16 protein-coding genes and 1 pseudogene are annotated in these 19,188 nt (G+C 61.0%); 5 read left to right on the plus strand and 12 right to left on the minus strand.

Annotation, left to right across the window (positions count from 1 at the left end; translation table 11 throughout):
* The first annotated feature begins 356 nt into the window (after nt 1-356).
* Nucleotides 357-1,355 carry a multiple virulence factor transcriptional regulator MvfR gene (gene mvfR, locus LE197_RS17090; protein WP_023109092.1) on the plus strand — a complete coding sequence of 333 codons (999 nt, stop codon included), beginning with the start codon at nt 357-359 and terminating at the stop codon, nt 1,353-1,355.
* On the opposite strand, the gene phnB is transcribed toward mvfR, so the two are convergent.
* The 7 genes from phnB to pqsA form a co-directional block, all read right to left on the minus strand.
* Nucleotides 1,308-1,910, minus strand: a complete 603-nt coding sequence (gene phnB / locus LE197_RS17095) for an anthranilate synthase component II (RefSeq protein ID WP_023109093.1) — start codon at nt 1,908-1,910, stop codon at nt 1,308-1,310. The two genes, mvfR and phnB, sit on opposite strands and share 48 nt — an antisense overlap.
* Complete coding sequence (locus LE197_RS17100; protein ID WP_003123211.1) at nt 1,888-3,480, minus strand: anthranilate synthase component 1; 1,593 nt, start codon at nt 3,478-3,480, stop codon at nt 1,888-1,890. The genes phnB and LE197_RS17100 overlap by 23 nt, the downstream gene beginning before the upstream one ends.
* Nucleotides 3,481-3,597: 117 nt before the next feature.
* Nucleotides 3,598-4,503 carry a 2-aminobenzoylacetyl-CoA thioesterase PqsE gene (gene pqsE / locus LE197_RS17105; protein WP_003086247.1) on the minus strand — a complete coding sequence of 302 codons (906 nt, stop codon included), beginning with the start codon at nt 4,501-4,503 and terminating at the stop codon, nt 3,598-3,600.
* Nucleotides 4,497-5,510, minus strand: a complete 1,014-nt coding sequence (gene pqsD / locus LE197_RS17110; protein ID WP_003117014.1) for an anthraniloyl-CoA anthraniloyltransferase — start codon at nt 5,508-5,510, stop codon at nt 4,497-4,499. The genes pqsE and pqsD overlap by 7 nt, the downstream gene beginning before the upstream one ends.
* Before the next feature lie 42 nt (nt 5,511-5,552).
* Nucleotides 5,553-6,599: a 2-heptyl-4(1H)-quinolone synthase subunit PqsC gene (pqsC, locus tag LE197_RS17115; RefSeq protein WP_003108612.1), complete on the minus strand. Its 1,047-nt coding sequence runs from the start codon at nt 6,597-6,599 to the stop codon at nt 5,553-5,555.
* Complete coding sequence (gene pqsB / locus LE197_RS17120) at nt 6,592-7,443, minus strand: 2-heptyl-4(1H)-quinolone synthase subunit PqsB (protein WP_003108611.1); 852 nt, start codon at nt 7,441-7,443, stop codon at nt 6,592-6,594. Before pqsB ends, pqsC begins: the two co-directional genes overlap by 8 nt.
* On the minus strand, nt 7,437-8,990 hold the full coding sequence (gene pqsA, locus LE197_RS17125; RefSeq protein WP_003108610.1) for an anthranilate--CoA ligase: 1,554 nt from the start codon (nt 8,988-8,990) through the stop codon (nt 7,437-7,439). Before pqsA ends, pqsB begins: the two co-directional genes overlap by 7 nt.
* A gap of 557 nt (nt 8,991-9,547) precedes the next feature.
* Between pqsA and LE197_RS17130 the strand changes: the two genes are divergently transcribed.
* Nucleotides 9,548-10,069 carry a methylated-DNA--[protein]-cysteine S-methyltransferase gene (locus LE197_RS17130; RefSeq protein ID WP_003086236.1) on the plus strand — a complete coding sequence of 174 codons (522 nt, stop codon included), beginning with the start codon at nt 9,548-9,550 and terminating at the stop codon, nt 10,067-10,069.
* 79 nt (nt 10,070-10,148) lie between these two features.
* Here LE197_RS17130 and LE197_RS17135 read toward each other — a convergent pair whose 3' ends face one another.
* From LE197_RS17135 to LE197_RS17145, 3 genes are all read right to left on the minus strand, one after another.
* The gene (locus tag LE197_RS17135) at nt 10,149-12,668 is read right to left on the minus strand and encodes a fimbria/pilus outer membrane usher protein (protein WP_012614420.1); all 2,520 of its coding nucleotides are present in this window, start codon (nt 12,666-12,668) and stop codon (nt 10,149-10,151) included.
* A 100-nt stretch (nt 12,669-12,768) separates the two neighbouring features.
* Nucleotides 12,769-13,482 (minus strand): molecular chaperone, encoded by a 714-nt coding sequence (locus tag LE197_RS17140; protein ID WP_003120653.1) that lies wholly within the window; start codon nt 13,480-13,482, stop codon nt 12,769-12,771.
* A 244-nt stretch (nt 13,483-13,726) separates the two neighbouring features.
* Nucleotides 13,727-14,041 carry an ArsR/SmtB family transcription factor gene (locus LE197_RS17145; protein WP_008294929.1) on the minus strand — a complete coding sequence of 105 codons (315 nt, stop codon included), beginning with the start codon at nt 14,039-14,041 and terminating at the stop codon, nt 13,727-13,729.
* A gap of 111 nt (nt 14,042-14,152) precedes the next feature.
* Here LE197_RS17145 and LE197_RS17150 point away from each other — a divergent pair, with 111 nt between their 5' ends.
* Entirely contained in the window at nt 14,153-15,187 is a 1,035-nt protein-coding gene (locus LE197_RS17150; protein ID WP_000098298.1) for a permease, read from the plus strand.
* A 12-nt stretch (nt 15,188-15,199) separates the two neighbouring features.
* Entirely contained in the window at nt 15,200-16,477 is a 1,278-nt protein-coding gene (locus tag LE197_RS17155) for an ISL3 family transposase (protein WP_000610830.1), read from the plus strand.
* Nucleotides 16,478-16,535: 58 nt separating this feature from the next.
* Here the strand turns inward: LE197_RS17155 and LE197_RS17160 are convergent.
* Both LE197_RS17160 and LE197_RS17165 read right to left on the minus strand, forming a co-directional pair.
* Nucleotides 16,536-17,144: pseudogene (locus tag LE197_RS17160) on the minus strand (fimbrial protein); the annotation flags it as partial.
* 442 nt (nt 17,145-17,586) lie between these two features.
* Entirely contained in the window at nt 17,587-17,964 is a 378-nt protein-coding gene (locus tag LE197_RS17165) for an Hpt domain-containing protein (protein ID WP_003117019.1), read from the minus strand.
* 583 nt (nt 17,965-18,547) lie between these two features.
* On the opposite strand from LE197_RS17165, the gene LE197_RS17170 reads away from it, so the two are divergent.
* Nucleotides 18,548-19,186, plus strand: a complete 639-nt coding sequence (locus LE197_RS17170) for an NUDIX hydrolase (protein ID WP_003120654.1) — start codon at nt 18,548-18,550, stop codon at nt 19,184-19,186.
* Nucleotides 19,187-19,188 lie beyond the last annotated feature (2 nt).

Below are 19,188 nucleotides of genomic sequence, written 5' to 3' on the forward strand. Positions count from 1 at the left end.
TTTCTTTTCGTCGAATTTACGAGCAATATGAAACATATTTCGTTGAAATAAGCTCTTCTTTCACATAATTATAAAAATATCCTGAAACAGAGCCGTCATCCCTCACCTCCAAAACGACGACTCCCCGTGCCGTGCGCCCGCCGCGCAGAAGCGAGCCGGCGGCCGATTCCACCCTCGCACGCCAGCCCTTGCGCTTCACTGACCGACGGGAGGTTTCCCCGATGAAAACGTCATCCAGAAGACAAGTTGAAACACTCGGGCGCTATCTATCGAGTCCTCGACGCTTCTTCCACAGTAGCGGCAACCTGACCCGATCAAGGGAAGCGGCACGCGCCACCCAATAAAAGGAATAAGGGATGCCTATTCATAACCTGAATCACGTGAACATGTTCCTCCAGGTCATCGCCTCCGGTTCGATTTCCTCCGCTGCGCGGATCCTGCGCAAGTCGCACACCGCGGTCAGCTCGGCGGTCAGCAACCTGGAAATCGACCTGTGCGTGGAGCTGGTCCGTCGGGACGGCTACAAGGTCGAACTCACCGAGCAGGCGCTTCGCCTGATCCCTTACATGCGCAGCCTGCTGAACTACCAGCAGCTGATCGGCGACATCGCCTTCAATCTCAACAAGGGTCCGCGCAATCTCCGGGTGTTGCTGGACACCGCCATCCCGCCGTCGTTCTGCGATACGGTGAGCAGCGTACTGCTCGACGATTTCAACATGGTCAGCCTGATACGCACCTCGCCCGCCGATAGCCTGGCGACGATCAAGCAGGACAACGCGGAAATCGATATCGCCATCACCATCGACGAGGAACTGAAGATCTCCCGCTTCAACCAGTGCGTGCTCGGCTACACCAAGGCGTTCGTCGTCGCCCATCCGCAGCACCCCTTGTGCAATGCCTCCCTGCACAGCATCGCGAGCCTGGCCAATTACCGGCAGATCAGCCTCGGCAGCCGCTCCGGGCAGCATTCGAACCTGCTGCGGCCGGTCAGCGACAAGGTGCTCTTCGTGGAAAACTTCGACGACATGCTGCGTCTGGTGGAAGCCGGCGTCGGATGGGGCATCGCGCCGCATTATTTCGTCGAGGAACGCCTGCGCAACGGTACCCTGGCAGTCCTCAGCGAACTCTACGAACCGGGCGGCATCGACACCAAGGTGTATTGCTACTACAACACCGCGCTGGAATCCGAGCGCAGCTTCCTGCGCTTTCTCGAAAGCGCCCGCCAGCGCCTGCGCGAACTCGGCCGCCAGCGTTTCGACGATGCGCCGGCCTGGCAACCGAGCATCGTCGAAACGGCGCAGCGCCGCTCAGGCCCGAAGGCGCTCGCGTACCGCCAGCGCGCCGCACCAGAGTAGAGCGTTCTCCAGCAGACGCTGGCCGTGGGTGGTGAGAATCGACTCGGGATGGAACTGCAAGCCCAGCTGTCGATTGCGCGGATCGGCCATCGCCATGATCTCGCCATCGGCATCGGCCAGGCAGTCGAAACCTTCCGGCAGGCGACTGACCACCAGCGAGTGGTAGCGCGCGACGCGCAGGTCAGCGATGCCGTCGAACAGCGGGTGACGCTGATCGAAACGCAGGGACGTGCTCTTGCCGTGCAGCGGCTTCCCCGCCTCGCCCACCGCGCCACCGGCGGCCAGCGCCAGCGCCTGGTGGCCGAGGCAGACGCCGAGCACCGGCAAGCGCCCGCGGGCCCAGGCGAGCAATTCCAGCATGCAGCCGGCGTCTTCTGGCCGACCGGGCCCCGGCGACAGCACCAGCAGTTCGCAACCGTCGGCCAGCAATGCCGCCTGGATCGTCGGCAACGGCGTATCGTTGCGCATCACCCGGACCTCCGCGCCGAGCAGGCAGAACTGCTCGACCAGGTTGTAGGTGAAGGAATCGAAGTTATCCAACAGCGTGATGCGCATCGCGCTCTCCCCTTTCGCGTTCGGCAGCGGCCACGGCGGTCAGCACCGCCAGCGCCTTGTTGCGGGTTTCCTCGGCCTCCAGCCGTGGATCCGAATCCAGCACCACGCCGGCGCCTGCCCGGACCCGGGCGATACCTTCGCGGACCTCGGCGGAGCGGATGACGATGCTGGTATCGAGGTTGCCGGCGCTGTCGAGAATGCCGATCGCGCCACCGTAGCTGCCGCGATAGCCATCCTCGTACTGCCGCAGCAACTGCATGGCACGGACCTTCGGCGCACCGACCAGGGTGCCCATGTTCAGGCAGGCACGGTAGGCATGCAGCGCATCCAGTTCGCCATGCAGTTCGCCAGCCACGCGCGAGACCAGGTGCATCACGTGGCTGTAGCGATCGACCTTGAGCATGTCGCGCACCTGCCGCGTACCGCTGCGGCAGACCCGCGCCAGATCGTTGCGCGCCAGGTCGACCAGCATCATGTGCTCGGCGATCTCCTTGGCGTCCAGGCGCAACTCCGCTTCCAGGCGATTGTCCAGTTCCGCATCGATGGCGCCCCGGGCATCGCGTCCGCGCGGGCGGGTGCCGGCGATGGGATAGAGTTCCACCTCGCGACTCTCCGCGTCGTACTTCAATGCCGACTCCGGCGAAGCGCCGAACAGGCAGAAGTCCCCCGCATCGAGGAAGAAGCGGTACGGGCTGGGGTTGCGCAGGCACAACTGGCGATAGGCCCGCCAGGGGTCCGCACACGGCATGCTGAAGCTGCGCGACGGTACGATCTGGAACACGTCGCCGGCCCTCACGTGGGCCTGCAGGCGCTCTACCTGGCGGGCAAAGCTCGCATCGTCCAGGTCGACCTGGTAGTTGCCGGCCCGTACGCCTGCCACCGGCGACTCGGAAGCCTCCTCCACGGCGCCATGGAATTCGTCGGCACACTGGCGCAGGCTGGCGGCCAACCGGTCGTGCCCGGCCGGATCGTGGACGAACGCCTGCAGCGAAGTCCGGCGCGCCAGGTGATCGATATCCAGCAGCAACTCCGGCACCAGGAACAGGTAGTCCGGGCAATGCCGCGCAGGTTCGGCCGGCGCCGGCAAGGGTTCGAACTGCTCGGCCAGGTCGAAGCTGAACAGGCCGCCCAGCAGCGCGGGCCCCTCCGCGTCGCCCAGCGTTCCGAGCACGCGGCGCAGCGCCTCCAGGCTGGACAGGCCATGCAGGCGTCGCCACTCGTCCGCATGCGACTCTTCCTGGGGGAAGCGCCAGTGCAGGGTGTCGCCGTCACGCAAGCAGGTGACCTGGGCCGGACAGGCCTCGCTCAACGGCGCCAGCAAGGCGCGTCCGTTGGAGTTCAACGCCCGCAGCACCACATCGCGCCCCCAGCACTCGATGCGCAGGCAGCTGGAAAGGATCGCCACGCTACGCCGCGCAGCCTTGCTGTCCACGTCGAAGCAGTCGAACAGCATCCGGTTGGCGCCGGCCATGCGCCAGATCGACAGCGCCTCCGGCACCAGCGTGCGGTACTCCAGACTTTCTTCCAGTCGATAGCCAACCCCGCTCACGAGCCACCTCCTCGCGCCCATGGGCGACTGGCCTGCGCGACGCTAGCGCGCAACGGCATGTTCATCATCGGTAACCCCCCTTTTCCCCCAATTGCGACCGCTGCCGTCGGCGGCGATCGCCGCAATGGATGTCCCGTCTCAGTCCAGAGGCAGCGCCTGGCGGGAGAGAATCTCCAGCATCCGGCGCATGCTCCCCAGGTGCAGTTCGCCGGGCAGGAAGTCGACGCTCTGCCCACCCCAGGCGCGGTGCAGCTCCTCGCTCAGTTCGTCGAGGGATTCGCCCATGGACTGGCGCCAGAGCAACCGCCGGCACAGGCGCAGACACTCGGTATAGGCCGACTCGGCCCCATCCGCGGCCAGCCGCCCCCGCAGCAGGCCGCCGTGTCCCGGGATCAGTTGCAGCAGGGTCGGCAGACGCTGCAGACGTTCCAGGGACTCCAGGTAAGCCTCCATGTCGTCGAACACCAGCGGCCGCCACACCCCCTCTGCCTCGTCGAACTCGCCCAGGGCATCGCCGCAGAACAGGCGTCGGCGTCGCACGTCGTAGAAAACCACGTGATCGTCGCTGTGGCCGTGGGCCTCTATGACCTGCAGGCGATGCCGCGGTCCCAGCTCCAGCCACTCGCCGTCGGCCACCGCGCGAACCGGCAGAGCGTCCCAGGCACAGGCCTCGGGCAACCGCTGCTCCGCACGCAACAGTTGCCGGTTCAAGCGCTCGACCACCCGCACCGCGCTTTCCGACTTCCAGGCCTGGCAGGTCCGCTCGGACGCCAGGACCTGTACGTTCGGCAGCCGCGGACACAGGTAGGGCAGCAGGCCGCAGTGGTCGTAGTGCTTGTGGGTGATCAGCCAGTAGTGCACCTGGGACGGGTCGGCGACCCAGCGGCACAGGTCCGCCCAAACCAATTCGGCATCCCGGCTGATCCCTCCTTCAACCAGCGCCCAGCTCGCCTCACCGAGACGCAGCAGGAACACCGGCACCTGGACGTCCCCCAACAGGCACAGGTCATCATCCAGTTGACCGGGAGCCGAAAGCCTCAACATGGCCGGTTCACCTCCTCAGGTTTGCGGTACAGCGCCGCGCCCCAGGTCGCGCCGGAGCCGTAGGTCAGGACCAGCACTCGCTGTCCCGGCTGGATGTCCGGCCAGAACATCGCCAGCGTGACCGGGGTCGAGGCCGAAGCCATGTTGCCCAGACGATCCACGGTCACCGCGAACTTGTGCTGGGGAATGCCCAGTTGCTCCTGCACCGCATCGAGGATGCGCAGGTTCGGTTGATGGCAGATCACATGGTCGATGTCGTCCAGGGTCAGCTCATGGGCCGCGAGCATTTCGCCGGCGATCCGTACCAGGGTCTGGCTGGCATGCTCGAACATCGGCCGGCCGCGCATGAGGAACTCGCCCCCGCCCTCGCGCAGGACATTCTCGTCGAGGAAGGTCGGCGAGGCACTGCCCGGCGCCGCAGTCATCAGCAGGTCGAAGTAGTTGCCGTCGGCGCCCAGGCGCAAGTCCAGCAGGCCGTCGTCGAGGCTCTCGCCGGCGCTGACCACCACTGCGCCGGCACCGTCGCCGAGCAGGATCGACAGGTTGCGGCCGCGGTCCGAACAGTCCATCCGCTTGGACAGCACCTCGCCGCAGACCACCAGGACATGCCGTGCCAGCCCGGCGAGGATCTGCCCGCGAGCCATCTGCAAGCCGTACAGCAACCCGCTGCACTGTGCCCGGATATCCAGCACCGGGATGTGCCGCAGGCCCAGCAGCGGCTGGATCAGGCAGGCCTGGGACGGGTCGTGGTGGTCCGGCGACAGGGTGTTCACCAGCAACAGGTCGATGTCCTCCGGCAGCAGCCCGGCAGCCTCGATGGCCTGGCGCGCCGCCGGCACCATCAGCGCGCTGACCGCCTGTTCCGGCTCGACGTGATAGCGGGTGCGCACGCCGGTACGTTCGACGATGAACTCGTCCGACGTATTGATGCGCCCTACCAGGTCATGATTGCTGACCTGGCGTTTCGGCAGGCTGAAACCCAGCCCGGCCAGGATCGGATTACCCATGTGCAGCCCTCCTCGGACACCGTGGTTCAACATGGCGATGCCTCAGCACACCAGCACCTCGCCCAATTGCCAGACCTGGGCGGCGAACCCCCAGCCAGTGGCTGCGCCGGCCATGACGATACGATCGCCGGGGCGGATCTTGCCCTCGCGCAGGCCGGTCATCAGGGTGTACGGGATGGAAACGGAGATCATCACGCCGGTATCGCCCATCGTCAGTTGGTACTGCTCAGGACGGGCACCGATGCCCTCGGCCCAGGCCTTGACCAGGAACGGCGCTGGCTGGTGGAAGACGAAATAATCGATGTCATCGCTGCCCAGGCCGGCCTTTTCCAACGCCCGGCGCATCGCGATCGGCACGTTGGTCGGGACGAAGCTGGCCATCTTGTTCTGGCCGTCGCTGAACAACGAGAAATACAGTCGCGGCTTGGCCTCGCCGGTCGGGTTTTCCGGCAGGCGCCAGCGACCGGTGGCCACTTCATAGAACGTAGCGTCGCTGTGTTCGGCCGAAGCCAGCAGGTCGCAGCTGTCATCGTCGCCGCGGGTCAGCAGGGCCACCGCGCAGCCATCGGCGAACAGGGTCGAGGTACGCGAGGTGAAGTCGAGCAGGTTGGAGATGTACTCGCTGCACACCACCAGCACTTTCTCGGCCTTACCCTGGCGGATCATGCTCGCTGCCAGGCGCAGGTTGAGCAGGAAGCTGGCGCACTCCATCTGCGAATCCAATGGCAGCGCCCGACTCAGGCCGAGCTGCTTGGACAGCACGTTGGCCATGCGCGGGTAGAGACGTCCGCGCAGGTCCGGCAGGACATCGCCGGCGTCGGTCATGATCGGCGAGGAAGCCGAACAGATCAGCATGTCCACGCTATCCGGCGCGGTATCGCTGCTGCGCAGCAGGCGCTCGGCGGCCCGGACCACCAGGCTGAACTCGTTCTCGCCGTTCCGCGGGTCGAAATAGCCCCGCCGATTGACGCCCCAGAATTGCCACCAGGACTCGCTGAGGTCCGGTACCGCAGCGAACACCGGATCGTCGTTTTCGTAGCTGCGAGCCGGAAGTTCACAGGTGATCGCTGCCAGTTTGACCTTATGCATGAGCTTCTCCCGCCAGTTCCAGGGTCACGCCCTCCACCACCATGCCGAACGGATCGAAGCTGATCAGCAGCAGTTCATCCAGACGGTCGCGCTGTGCCGCGCGCAGTTGCGACGCCAGTTCGAACGGCCCCAGGCAACGACCATCGGGCCGTCCCTGGCCGAACCATTCCTCGCGCACCCAGTTCAGTTGCGGGAAGTCCCCGGCCAGACGGGTGAATCCGGCGCGTACCGCTTCGGGCAATCCAGGTTGGGCCGGCAGGTTGAGGTGTCCCTTGACGTCGCCTACCTGGCGAATATCGGTATTCAGCGGAATGCTCAGCGGCAGCCATTCCTGCGCCGGATCACCGCCCAGCGCACCGCGACGGAACGCGGCCTTGCCGGTCGGCCGGCAGAGCAGCGCCAGGGCGCCGTCGGCAAGGGCGAAGCCGGACTCGCTGTCCACTTCCAATCCCTGGCTGGATTCGCCGCGCACGACCAGGACGTTGCGATAGCCCTGGTCGCTGGCGAGGGTATCGACCACGTAGAGGGCGCGGGCCAGGCTCGAGTCGGTGAGGTCGAAGACATGCGCGCGATTCGCGCCGAGGACCTTCTGCAACGGATGGCCGATCTTCGGCGCCATGATGTCGCGGTTCTCGATCAGATGGTCGGGAGACAGGGCGAGGCCGACGATCAGGTCGATCTCCTCGGGCTTGACCGCCGCCTCGTCCAGGGCTTCGCGAACCGCCGGCAGCAAGCGCTGCATCAGCATCTCGTCGCCCTGGGCGCGAGGGCGTTCGCCTCCCAGCGGCCCCTCCAGACACACATAGGATGGGGGCAGGTTCACCCCCACAGCCTGAATCAACATGCCCGTTCCTCCGGAAGGTTGTCGTGATAAAGGGTGTCGGCCAGGTGGCGCAGCTCGGCGCGCGCCAACTTGCCGTTGTCGTTGCGCGGCAAAGCCGGCAGCACATGCAATTGGCTAGGCAGCATGTGTGAGGGAATCTGTTCGGCGAGATGCTGGTCGATGCGCTGCGCCAGCAGGATCTGGTTGTCGTCCAGCGGAGTGGCCAGGGTGACGAACAGGGTCGGACGCAAGCCGTCGTGCAGCCGGCAGGTAGGAACCAGAACCGCCTCGCTCACTTCCGGCAGATGACGGCAGATCGCCTGCTCGACCTGGGTCGGCACCACCCAGCGGCCATTCACCTTGAACAGATCGTCTTCCCGCCCACAGTGGCGGTAGGCACCCGACTCGTCGCGCTCGAACAGGTCGCCGGTGCGATACCAGCCACCTGCGAAGCGCGCCTGCTGCTCTTCGCTGGCCCGCCAGTAACCCGGACTCAGCCCAGGGCCACGCACCAATAGCACGCCTTGCTGGCCCGCTTCCTCGATAGTGTGTCCTTCGCGGTCCACCAGCCGGCACTCATAGCCAGGCAACGGCAGCCCGGTGCTGTCGGCACGCGCCTGCCCCGGGCGGTTGGCGAGGAACACATGGCCGACCTCGGTAGCCCCGATGCCGTCGCAGATCTCCAGCCCGTGCGCGGCCCAGAATTCGAACTCGCCGCGCGGCAGCGGCGAGCCGGCGGAAAACGCCAGGCGCACGCTGCTCAACAGCGCCCTGGCCTGCGCACGCAGCGAGGCATAGATGGCTGGCACCCCAAACAGGACCCGGGGGCGGAAGGCGACCAGGTTCTCCAGGACCCGCTCCGGGCTCGGCCAGGTATCGTCGAGCAGCGCCGAGGCTCCGCTGAACCAGGGAAAGAACAGGCTGTTGCCCATGCCATAGCCAAAGAACATCTTGGGAATCGAATACAGCCGGTCTCCCGCCTGCAATGCCAGCAACTCCGTAGCGAACGCCCGACAGAATCCGAGCGTGTTGCGCAGGCTGTGCATCACCCCCTTGGGCGCCCCGGTGGAACCCGAGGTGTATTGCAGGAAACAGGCTGCCGCCGGGTCCTGGCGATGGAAGGCACTCCAATCGAGGTCCGCAGGACCGACCAGCGCGTCCAGCGAGAAATCGTCGAGCAAAGGGCGTCCGGCGGCCGCACGCAGGGTCAACGGCGCCAAAGGACCGCTCAGCGACGGTGCATCGGCTTCACGCACCACCAGGCTGGCCTGGCAGTCGGCAGCGATATCGGCCAGGGCCTGCTCGCGGGACTTGGGATTGATCACGGCGGGAATGGCGCCGACCGCGATGCAGGCCAGGAACAGGCAGGCCAGCGAAGGCGAGTCGTTCAACGCCAGCACCACGCGATCGCCGGGCTTGAGCAGGCGGGCCAGTTGGCTGGCCTGGGAGAGAATGTAGGTCCGGCATTGCAGCCGGCTGAGAGTCTGGCCCCGATAGTGATAAACGGCGGTATCGGGATCGAAATCGAGGCGGAACAGAACCTCGGTCAGGTTGGCCAATGTGGACATGACAGAACGTTCCCTCTTCAGCGATATGCATCCGGATCAGGAGATACCTGAGCCAGAGCGCTTGCTTTGTCAGGAACGGGAAACTAGCGGCGCTGGGCGAAGCGCGATATTCGGAGTCCGAACGAAAAAGTTTCGGGGAGAAGAACCACGGGCTTCGTAGGCCGCGGCAATCGGCGCGATCCAAACCGCGAGAAATTTGGCACACCCACCGGGCTGCGCGGGATCCGAGAACGGCAACCAAGCAAGAAGGGCGGCAGCCTTTTTACGCAGGAGCCCATTGGCCAGACAAAAACCGTTACAACCCTTGCTCGAGGCCTCGTCCGAACCCATGAGATGGCAAACCAATGACAACCCACTTTGCTCGGCAAATCGCCTCCCAGATCTCACAGTTCGAGGCGCTCGGCCTGGGCTCCAAGGGGGCGACGGCATGCCTGGAAGCAGGCGGCCATCCATCGGGCCGATAGCGCTCCGCCCCGCCTCGCCTGCCATTTGCAGGCTTCCCTGTTGAAATCCCATTGCGTAGTACACTGGGCGAGCCTGCCGAAGAGGACACCTACATGCCCCATAGCTACAGGAAAATGGAATCGCCGGTCGGGACACTGACCCTGGTAGCCAGGGACGATGCCTTTCTGGTCGCGATTCTTTGGCAGCATGAGCGTCCCAACCGAGTACCGCTGGACGAGATGCGACTCTCCGAGGACAGCTCCCTCCTGGCGGAAACCGAACGCCAGTTGCGGGAATATTTTTCCGGCAAACGTTCCCGGTTCGAACTCCCGCTCGACTTCCAAGGTACCGAATTTCAGAAAAAGGTGTGGTCCGCCCTGCTCACCATTCCATTCGGCGAGACCCGCAGCTATACGGAAATAGCCGTGCAGATCGGCAGCCCCAACGCAGTACGGGCGGTTGGAGCCGCCAACGGACGGAACCCACTGTCCATTGTTGCACCTTGCCATAGGGTGATCGGAGCCTCTGGCGGCCTCACCGGTTTCGCCGGTGGGTTGGCCGCCAAGCAGTGGTTGCTGCGTTTGGAAACCCGAGGCAGGACACCAGACCTGTTGAGCATGATCGAGGACGAGTGAGCTGCCGCTTGCCCTCGCGCCCGGTGTTCACCGGAAAAATCCTCGCCTTTTGACTTGACCCGACTGCAGCGGTGACATTTCAGATCGAGGACCGACGGCAACTGAGCGCAACTCGTTCGTAAGTCAGGTCCTTGTTCCTGGGCGGCAACTGATAGTCGACGGAACAGGAGCCATCGCTCCAGCGAATGGACAGGCGCCCCTGGTCCTCGATACCGAACACCAGCAAACGGGACAGGTTGTCGACCATTCCCACGACCCGCTCTTCCTTGTCGTATGCCTGTGCACCGAAGGGAATCTTTCCTCCAGAGTCCATGCTCAGGTCGAACTGCACCCGCCGACCGGACTCCGCGGAGAAACGCTTGGCGATCACGGCGCCCCGGGTCGGCACGGCCATTTGCGTGCTGTCGCTGATCTCGGTATCGCTTCCAAGGGTATTGGTATCCAGGTTCACCCAGTTGTAACGATAGGGTTGCATGTAGGGGAGCACGGCATAGCCACGGCCGTCGGTGCGAACCGAAGAGTAGCCGTCGAGGCCGACGCCGCCGACCTCCGGAACCTCCACCAGGCCGAACGTTTCCCCCACCGGCTGGCCGAAGGTCACTCCCCCCGAATGCACCACTACCGAACCGCTTGCTCCCAGGTTGATCTGCTTGTTGTCGCGCCCCTGGCTGTAATTGGCGGACAACTTGGCCTTGGACGTGTCCCAACCCAGGCCGACGCTGCCGGAGTTGCCGCCGTCCTTGCTGTAGTTGGCCTGTGCGCTGTAGTTGAACGCATTGGCTTCATCCAGGTATCCGGAGATACCGGTGTTCAGACTCGAATCACCATGCTGTGAACTCACGGCATTGGCATATACCTGACTGGAGCGTGCGCTACCGCCCAAGGGGATGCTGACGGAGGCCGTGAACTGGGTATCGGAGCGCCCGAACGAACCCGTCTCCTGGGTACGGGAAACCGCCAGGCTATAGCTCGCGCGCTTGATGCCGCTACTGAAGCCGAACTGCACGCGACGGCTGCTGCCGGGGCGATTCCAATATGTGGTTTCGCCCGCCGTGAGATAGAGCGAACTGCGTCGGAACAGCGTCTGGTTCACCGTCAGGTCTATGCGGCTCTTCTGCCGACTGGAACTTGAGCCATAGAGGTAGCTCTCTTCGGACATGTCGTCGATATGCTGGCTGAGAGTACGGTAGCCTTCCGTGGAATAGCGATAGCCCACCACGGTAAAGCTGGTTTCGGTGGCGTTGATGGTCTTGGAATAGAGAAGCCGCAGACTCTGTCCCTGGTTGCGCCCACCCCGCCGCGTGCGGGACTGGCTATGGGTCACGTCCGCAGAAAAACCGCCCAGGGGCGTGTTGAAGCCGAGGCCCAGGTTGGTGGCATTGTACTTCTCCGCAGCGAGCAGGCCGCCAAAGCCGGTAACCCTGTCGGACAAGCCATACACAGCCGACCCCTGGAGCAGGTTGACCGACGGCTGGCCATCATTATGGTACTCACCGGCGGCCAGGCCATAGCGCAGGTTCCCCTTGCGGGTCATGACCGGCAGGTAGGAATAGGACTGCTTGAAGGACCGCTGGCGTCCGTCCGCCTCGATGATCTTGACCTCCAGGTCGCCATTGGAGCCGCTGGGATAGATGTCGGTGATCTCGAACGCACCGGGCGGTACGTTGGTGGAATAGATCACGAAGCCATTCTGGCTCACCTCGACCGTCGCATTGGTTTCAGCGATACCGCGCACCACCGGGGTATAGCTGATCTCGTTGTCGGGCAGCATGCCGATATCGGATTGCAGTTGCACGCCGCGCATACGCACGCTCTCGAAAGCATCCCCCTGAGCGGAGGTATACAACTCGCCGAGGGACAAGGTCCCCTTCAGGGCACGAATGTCACGTTCCACATAGGTACGGTTGCTACTGAACTTGTTGCGCATGCCGGTACCTCCGCTCAGGGAGGAGTCGTTGCGCAGACGCCAGCCAAACAGGTTGAAGCCGTTGCGCAGGCCCAGGTAGCGATAATCGCTGTTCTGGCCAAAGTTGGTGTTGCGCGTGAAGTTGGCCTGGTAGTTGGAAAACAACGCGGTGACACCGTCATCCCAAAGAGAGGGATCCACATAGCCACGCGAGTGCCGCTGTACATACAGCTGTGGAATGCTGACCAGCAGGGAAAGGCTGTTGACGTCGAACTCGATGGATGCACCGGGGATGAGTTCGGCGACATTCAGGGGCGTATTGTTTTCCAGATTATCCGGAATGAGTTTGTCTCGCGTCAGCCGGGCGATATCGACCCCGATCTCCTTGAGCAGCCCTATCCGGACGACCGGACGAACGCTTCCGGTTTCGGGATCGGCACTGAACACGACATCTTCGCGCCGGATCATGATCTGGTTCAAATGAATGTCGACGCTGTAAGTGCCGGGCGACACCGAGTTGCCGTTCTCGAAATACTTCAGTTCAACAGGCGCCCCGCCCTCGTTGTTCAGGAACTCGGCGTTGAATTCCACCGCGAAAGTTACGGCAGGCAAAGCCAATCCCAAGGCCATGAGACAGGAAGACCTGGAATAGACGGACAACTCGAAGTCGAACTTTTTCCTAAATATGGCCACGCGAATATTCCTTGGACTAATTTCCGACAAAACGGAAACACCCATCCATAGGGGAAGTTAAGAGCAGTTCTTCTGCTCTTCTACTCTGCTCTTCTGAGCTTCAGTCGGATAAGGAGCTGGAATGTTTATCGAGTCCGCCATAGTCATTTACGCTCTGGAACTCGACATTTCCAGAAACGCCGGATGGAGTTCCCTTGATTTCGAATCGGCGACTCGACTTCGGCGCGACCATGTCGGCATCAACAACATAGTAGGCATTGCCAGCTTTTAATTTCACGCTGGCCAAAGAGACATGAAACGCAGTATCGTTGGAAACTTCGACAACCGACTTTCCACCCTGACGGACAAGACGCCAGTTCAACTTTCCAGGCGCTTCGGCGGAAGTTCCCGACAAGTTATCGGGGCGGTAGAAGACCTTGATACGCTGGCGCAAAGCTATCTGCAACGTATTAGCCGAGGCAGATTTTTGCGGAATTTCCTGGACGTTCAGGCGGAATACGGATTCCCTGTCGCTCGGCAAGCCTTCCCCTTGAAACAGGATACGCAGGGTTTGCTGCTTGTTGCCTCCCAAACGACTGAGGGCAGGCGTGATGACAAACGGAACCTCACGTTTATCTGCCCCATTATCAGCCTCTACCCAGGATTGAATCATCACGTCCTTGGAAGCCTGGTTCCTGACCAGGATCGCAGCCTCCTTGGCAGGCGCCTGCAGAACGACCCGGGTTCCTCCCAGTGTGATTCCCGCATTGGCCAGGGTGGAAAAAAGCAAAAGGATGCCACCCCAGATAACTCTGGAAGAAAATGGATATTTCATGATGAACTCGCACCTCATGGAACGGGGTATATACATACCCCGCCCACGTAGCAGAACTTAGTTGTATTGGGTATCCGGAATTTCTGGTTGATAAAATGCCAAAGATGTAAAGAAGAAAATCTTTCTCAGCGGATTATCTGATTGATCCTCTTCAGCCTACTCTACTGCCAATTTTCTGTTTCCACCTTCGCCTGAGTCTTCATAGCGATGCTGACTAGGGAGGACAGCGAGAGCTGGGCAAGCGTCAAAGCGGTTCTGGTTCATGCGCAATCCGGACACCTGCACAACATTCCTCTTGTAAGAAACCGATCAAATTCTCTAGGTGCCCATACTCGGATATACAGACAATCGTGCGGCTATGTTTCTCCTGCCGGATCAGCCCTACCTTGGCCATGCGCGCAAGGTGATGTGATAGCGTCGAAGCAGGAATACCCAGCCCCTTCTGGATATCTCCGACCGAAGCCCCATCATGGCCAGCTTTGACCAGAAAGCGGAACACGGACAGTCGGTGACTATTCCCTAGCTCAGCTAAGCTGGCTGCAACCTTTTCGTGATCCATAGCACGCCCCAATAATTCGATGTTTCTAGAATTATAGTTGACAGGTCGGATAAACGCAAGTAGGCTGCGTACATCATTTCGACAATACTAGAAATATAGGAGTAATATTGAATGTCATCTCAACTCCAAGACGCTCTAGGCATGTTCGCCTTTCTCGCTATCGAGCTATCGGTTTTATTCATTGGCATTAGCTTGCTGGTCGGAGTTCTTCAACGTCACATCCCACCATCCAAGGTGGAAGCGTTACTGACTTCCAGTGGGAAGCGAGGCTATTTTCTTGCTGCTGGTTTAGGAGCTATAACGCCCTTCTGTAGTTGCTCGACTATCCCCATGTTGAAAGGGTTGATTCGGGCACGGGCCGGTTTTGGGCCGATGATGGTGTTTCTTTTCTCATCTCCGTTGCTGAATCCTATCGTCGTCGGCCTGCTGGTTGCCACGTTTGGATGGACACTTACTGCTATCTATGTGCTCGCCGCTTTGGTGGTCGCGGTAGGTGCCGGATGGCTGCTTCACACGCTTGGCTTCGAGCGTTATGTGCGCCGGACGGCGACACAAGAGAGCAGTGGATGTAGTTCATCAGCAAGCCCGTGCAGTGCTACATCGACCGCATCGAGTTGCGGCACCAACAGCTGCGACACCACTCCGAAGACGGCTTCTTGCGGGGCTGATAGGAAGACAACAGTCTCTACGTCTAGCGAATGCTGTGACAGTCAACCCACTGTCACGGTTAAGAAAGAAGGGAAGTACAGTGGTGTGTGGCGGGAAGCTTGGTCGGACTTTATCGATGTGTTGCCTTACCTGCTCATCGGTATTGCGATTGGCAGCGTGATCTATGGTTTCATGCCCACTGACTTATTGGAGCAGTATGCAGGCCCAGATAATCCCTTTGCCATTCCAGTTGCCGCTGTCATCGGCGTGCCGTTGTATATTCGCGCTGAAGCCGTCATACCTCTGGCAGCGGCTCTGATGGCCAAAGGCGTGGGTGCCGGGACGGTGCTAGCGTTGATCATCGGCAGTGCCGGAGCCAGCCTGACTGAGCTCATTCTGTTGCGCTCTTTGTTCACGCTGAAGCTTTTAGCGGCGTTTTTAGCAGTCATTTTTGCTATGGCGATGATTGCCGGTTACGCCACCTACCTGTTTTTCTGATCAAGGCGGGAGATGATTAATTCGTTAAGCCTTCCTGGGTACCAGTTGGTGGATTCTGATGAGCAGAATGAAGACATACATTTTCGGCTTGAAGCACCTACACCAGTAGCCTGCGAGGGGTGCGGCGTGCAGGGTGAGTTCGTGCGGTTCGGCAAGCGTGACGTTCCCTATCGTGATCTGCCCATCCACGGCAAGCGGGTCACTCTCTGGGTGGTCCGCCGCCGATACACCTGCCGGGCCTGCAAGACAACATTCAGGCCCCAGCTACCGGAGATGGTGGACGGATTCCGTATGACACTGCGGCTGCATGAGTACGTGGAGAAGGAATCCTTCAACCACCCCTACACCTTTGTGGCGGCACAGACCGGCCTGGACGAGAAGACGGTGCGCGACATCTTCAACGCCCGCGCCGAGTTCCTGGGGCGCTGGCACCGCTTCGAGACGCCCCGCATCCTGGGCATTGACGAGCTATACCTGAACAAGCGCTACCGCTGCATTCTGACCAACATTGAGGAGCGAACCCTGCTCGACCTGCTGGCCACCCGCCGCCAGGACGTGGTGACCAACTACCTGATGAAGCTGAAAGACCGGCAGAAGGTCGAGATCGTCAGCATGGACATGTGGAACCCCTACCGGGCAGCGGTCAAGGCTGTGCTGCCCCAGGCCCGTATCGTGGTCGATAAGTTCCATGTGGTGCGCATGGCCAACGATGCCCTAGAGAGAGTGCGCAAGGGCCTCAGAAAGGAGCTGAAACCGTCCCAGAGCCGGACTCTCAAGGGAGACCGGAAAATCCTGCTGAAACGCGCTCACGAAGTCTCAGACCGGGAGCGCCTCATCATGGAGACCTGGACAGGCGCGTTCCCGCAACTGCTGGCCGCCTACGAGCACAAGGAGCGCTTCTACGGCATCTGGGACGCCACCACACGGCTCCAGGCAGAAGCCGCCCTGGACGAGTGGATAGCCACCATCCCGAAGGGCCAAAAGGAAGTCTGGAGCGATCTGGTCAGGGCAGTGGGAAACTGGCGCGAAGAGACCATGACCTACTTCGAGACGGACATGCCCGTCACCAACGCTTACACGGAGTCCATCAACCGACTGGCCAAGGACAAGAACCGTGAAGGGCGCGGTTACTCCTTCGAGGTGATGCGGGCACGAATGCTCTACACCACGAAGCACAAGAAGAAGGCACCGACTGCGAAGGTCTCTCCTTTCTACAAGAAAACCATCGGTTACGGACTGCCGGACTTCGCAGAGGAACTCAACTACGGAGTCGATCTATCAACCATCTGATAATGGTATCAGGTTGGTGGGGTAAAGGTGCCCCATCAACCATTAAATCCGTATACCCGTTGTATTCCAGGGTGAACGGCAGGGAGCCGTCGGCACTACCAGCCGTAGGAGCTACGGAGCCGGATTTGACATAAGCGGCACGCAGATTCAGCTTGGCACTGTAGACAGTGATGTCATTGCCTTCGCCATCTTTTTGTACCTTGGAATCCAGGGGCGCATCGATGGTCTCGTTCGCCGACAGGTTCAGCAGCTTGCCATCGGATCCATAGATACCGATGCCGACACCGGTGGCGGTGCCGACGGTTTTCAGAAGGCTCTCATTGTTCGGGTCAATAGTGCTCCCAGACATCGGGTTGAACTTCAGCTTGACGGTGGTCAGGCCGGTACCGGTCTTGCCACAGTCCAGGTTCAGGTTCAGGCTGGTACCACCAGCGATGCTGCCGCCCGCGGTGCCGCCCAGCGAGTCGATGCTGATCTTGCCAAGGTTTACGTCGATGGTCTGGTTGCCCGCAGCACCGCCAACGGTGGTGCCGGCACCACCAGTGATGCTGCAAGCGGCCGCGGTGATTTCACCTTTGAAATTGATGGTGCCGTCTGCCGCCATGGCATTGCCGACGACCAGGCTGGCTACTGCGGCAGCCAAAATGCTTTTCATGGAAATGGACACGATTGAGCTTCCTTTTGACAGTGAAAGTGTTGCGATTTTTGAACTCTATAAGAGCCAGCAACATTCTCCGAAAAGCCGAATAGAACGACAACGAAGCACTTCCCAGGCAATCGTGTGAAATCTCCCCAGTGCTTGTATGAAGTTTCCTACAAGCGGAAAAAACCTCGTAGTTAAAAACCCTCCGACACCATAAGCCCGCTACCACTAATAGCCAAACAAAATGAACGATCCGAAAGAAGCGCATCAGCTTCGATAGCGCCTCTTATATAGAAAAATGAAAAACCAAGACAAACCAAAGCAAACCCAGCAGGCTCCCAATTATCCCATTACCCAGCAGCAGGCGCGGAGCTTACGGGAACGGGAAATCCATGCTGGTGAATAGATGCGATTCAGGTTATGGAGAAACCTGAACAGCTTCTGAAACCTCTATCTGGTCCGATCTCTAGAGCTTTGCCAATTCGGTTGAGATACTGATTTCGAACGCACTTAGTTTGCCTTCCAATGAAGAGGCCAGATTGGCTATCCGCTCGGAAGACTCCGATGGGTTCTGGCAAGCCTTTTCAAGGCAGGAACAAGACTCGACCAATAGGCTGCTGCCCACCACCCTCGCAGCCCCTTTTATCCTGTGCGCAAGTTCGGCCACTCCTTGCAGGTCTGCGAGTTCAAGCAATTCCGCCAACCGAGTACGATCATCCCGACTGCTGGCCAATAAAGTTTCCAGCAACCGCTGCAATGCAGCCGGCTCGCCGCCGGTAATGGCCTCCAGCGAACGAATGTCGAAAAGACTTTCCATCGGCGATTCCGAACCAAGCTCTTTCATACAGACTCCATCGATATGCTTAAAGGAAGGTCACTGCGCGTTGCGCTATCCCGCCTGCGGACTCCAGGCATCCGTAGAACGACAAGGCCGTACATGCCGTCCGGGCCAGTTATCCGCAAGCAGCATAAGGGAATTGCCTCCGCCTCTGCCGTCCAAACAGGGGAGCATCGCTTGTTGCGTCTCCTCGAACGGACCCAAACGGCCCTGGAAACGCTCATGGCCGGCACGGAGTCTACCTTTGCCAGCCGACCGCAGCCGGCCCGACCGCTCGTTTCGGGGAGGGAAACTCCTACGGTAAGTCTGTGCGAAGAGGCGTCATCGGTTGCGACCGCCTGACGGTTCGAAGCGAACCTGGCGGAGGAGCCATCGCTGCGACAGGCGAGTCTGGGTTACGCGCAGGTCGCGATGAAACAGCGGCATAAGCCACTATTGGCGCACACAGGCATACGAGGAAGACGCAGGGAACACCTGGTTGAAAACCAGCTCTACAGATCATCGAGCGGCGAGGGTTCTATCTATGGCAAATCCATTGGACGGCTTGCACGACGCGGACCACGCGAAGGCCGAAAAAACGGAAGGAAGGATGCCATCGGTCAGCGATCCCAGGGCGCTTGCCCGTCTTCTGGAATTGATACTGTCCACCGCCCAGGCCGGTCTCGCCTTCTCCAAGGACCGCTTCGACATCGGACGCTTTCGCGCGCTCCAGCATGCCGTCGCCGAATTCATCGCCAGCGACCAGGGGGTAGCGTACGAACGGGTCGAGAACTGGATCGCTCTGGACAGCCACTACCCGACCCCGAAACTGGACGTCCGTGCGTTGATCCTCGACTCGCAACAGCGGGTTCTGCTGGTTCGGGAGGCCTCGGATAGTCGCTGGACCCTACCAGGCGGCTGGTGCGACGTAAACGAGTCGCCGGCAGATGCGGTAGTTCGCGAAACCCAGGAAGAAAGCGGACTGGAAGTTCGAGCGATACGCCTGTTGGCATTGCTGGACAAGCACAAGCATCCCCACCCTCCCCAACTGCCGCATGCGTTGAAAGCCTTCTTCTTCTGCCACGTCACCGGAGGCAGTCTTCAACAACAAACGGACGAAACGTCGGCGGCCGAGTACTTCCCGGTGGACGCCTTGCCGCCGCTTTCCGAGCACCGGGTACTGGCCTCGCAGATCCAGACGTTATGGCAGCGAATCCACGCGGAAACGCCAGAGGCGCTTTTCGACTAGCC

The organism is Pseudomonas sp. PS1(2021) (assembly GCF_020405165.1).
GTDB lineage: Bacteria > Pseudomonadota > Gammaproteobacteria > Pseudomonadales > Pseudomonadaceae > Pseudomonas > Pseudomonas aeruginosa.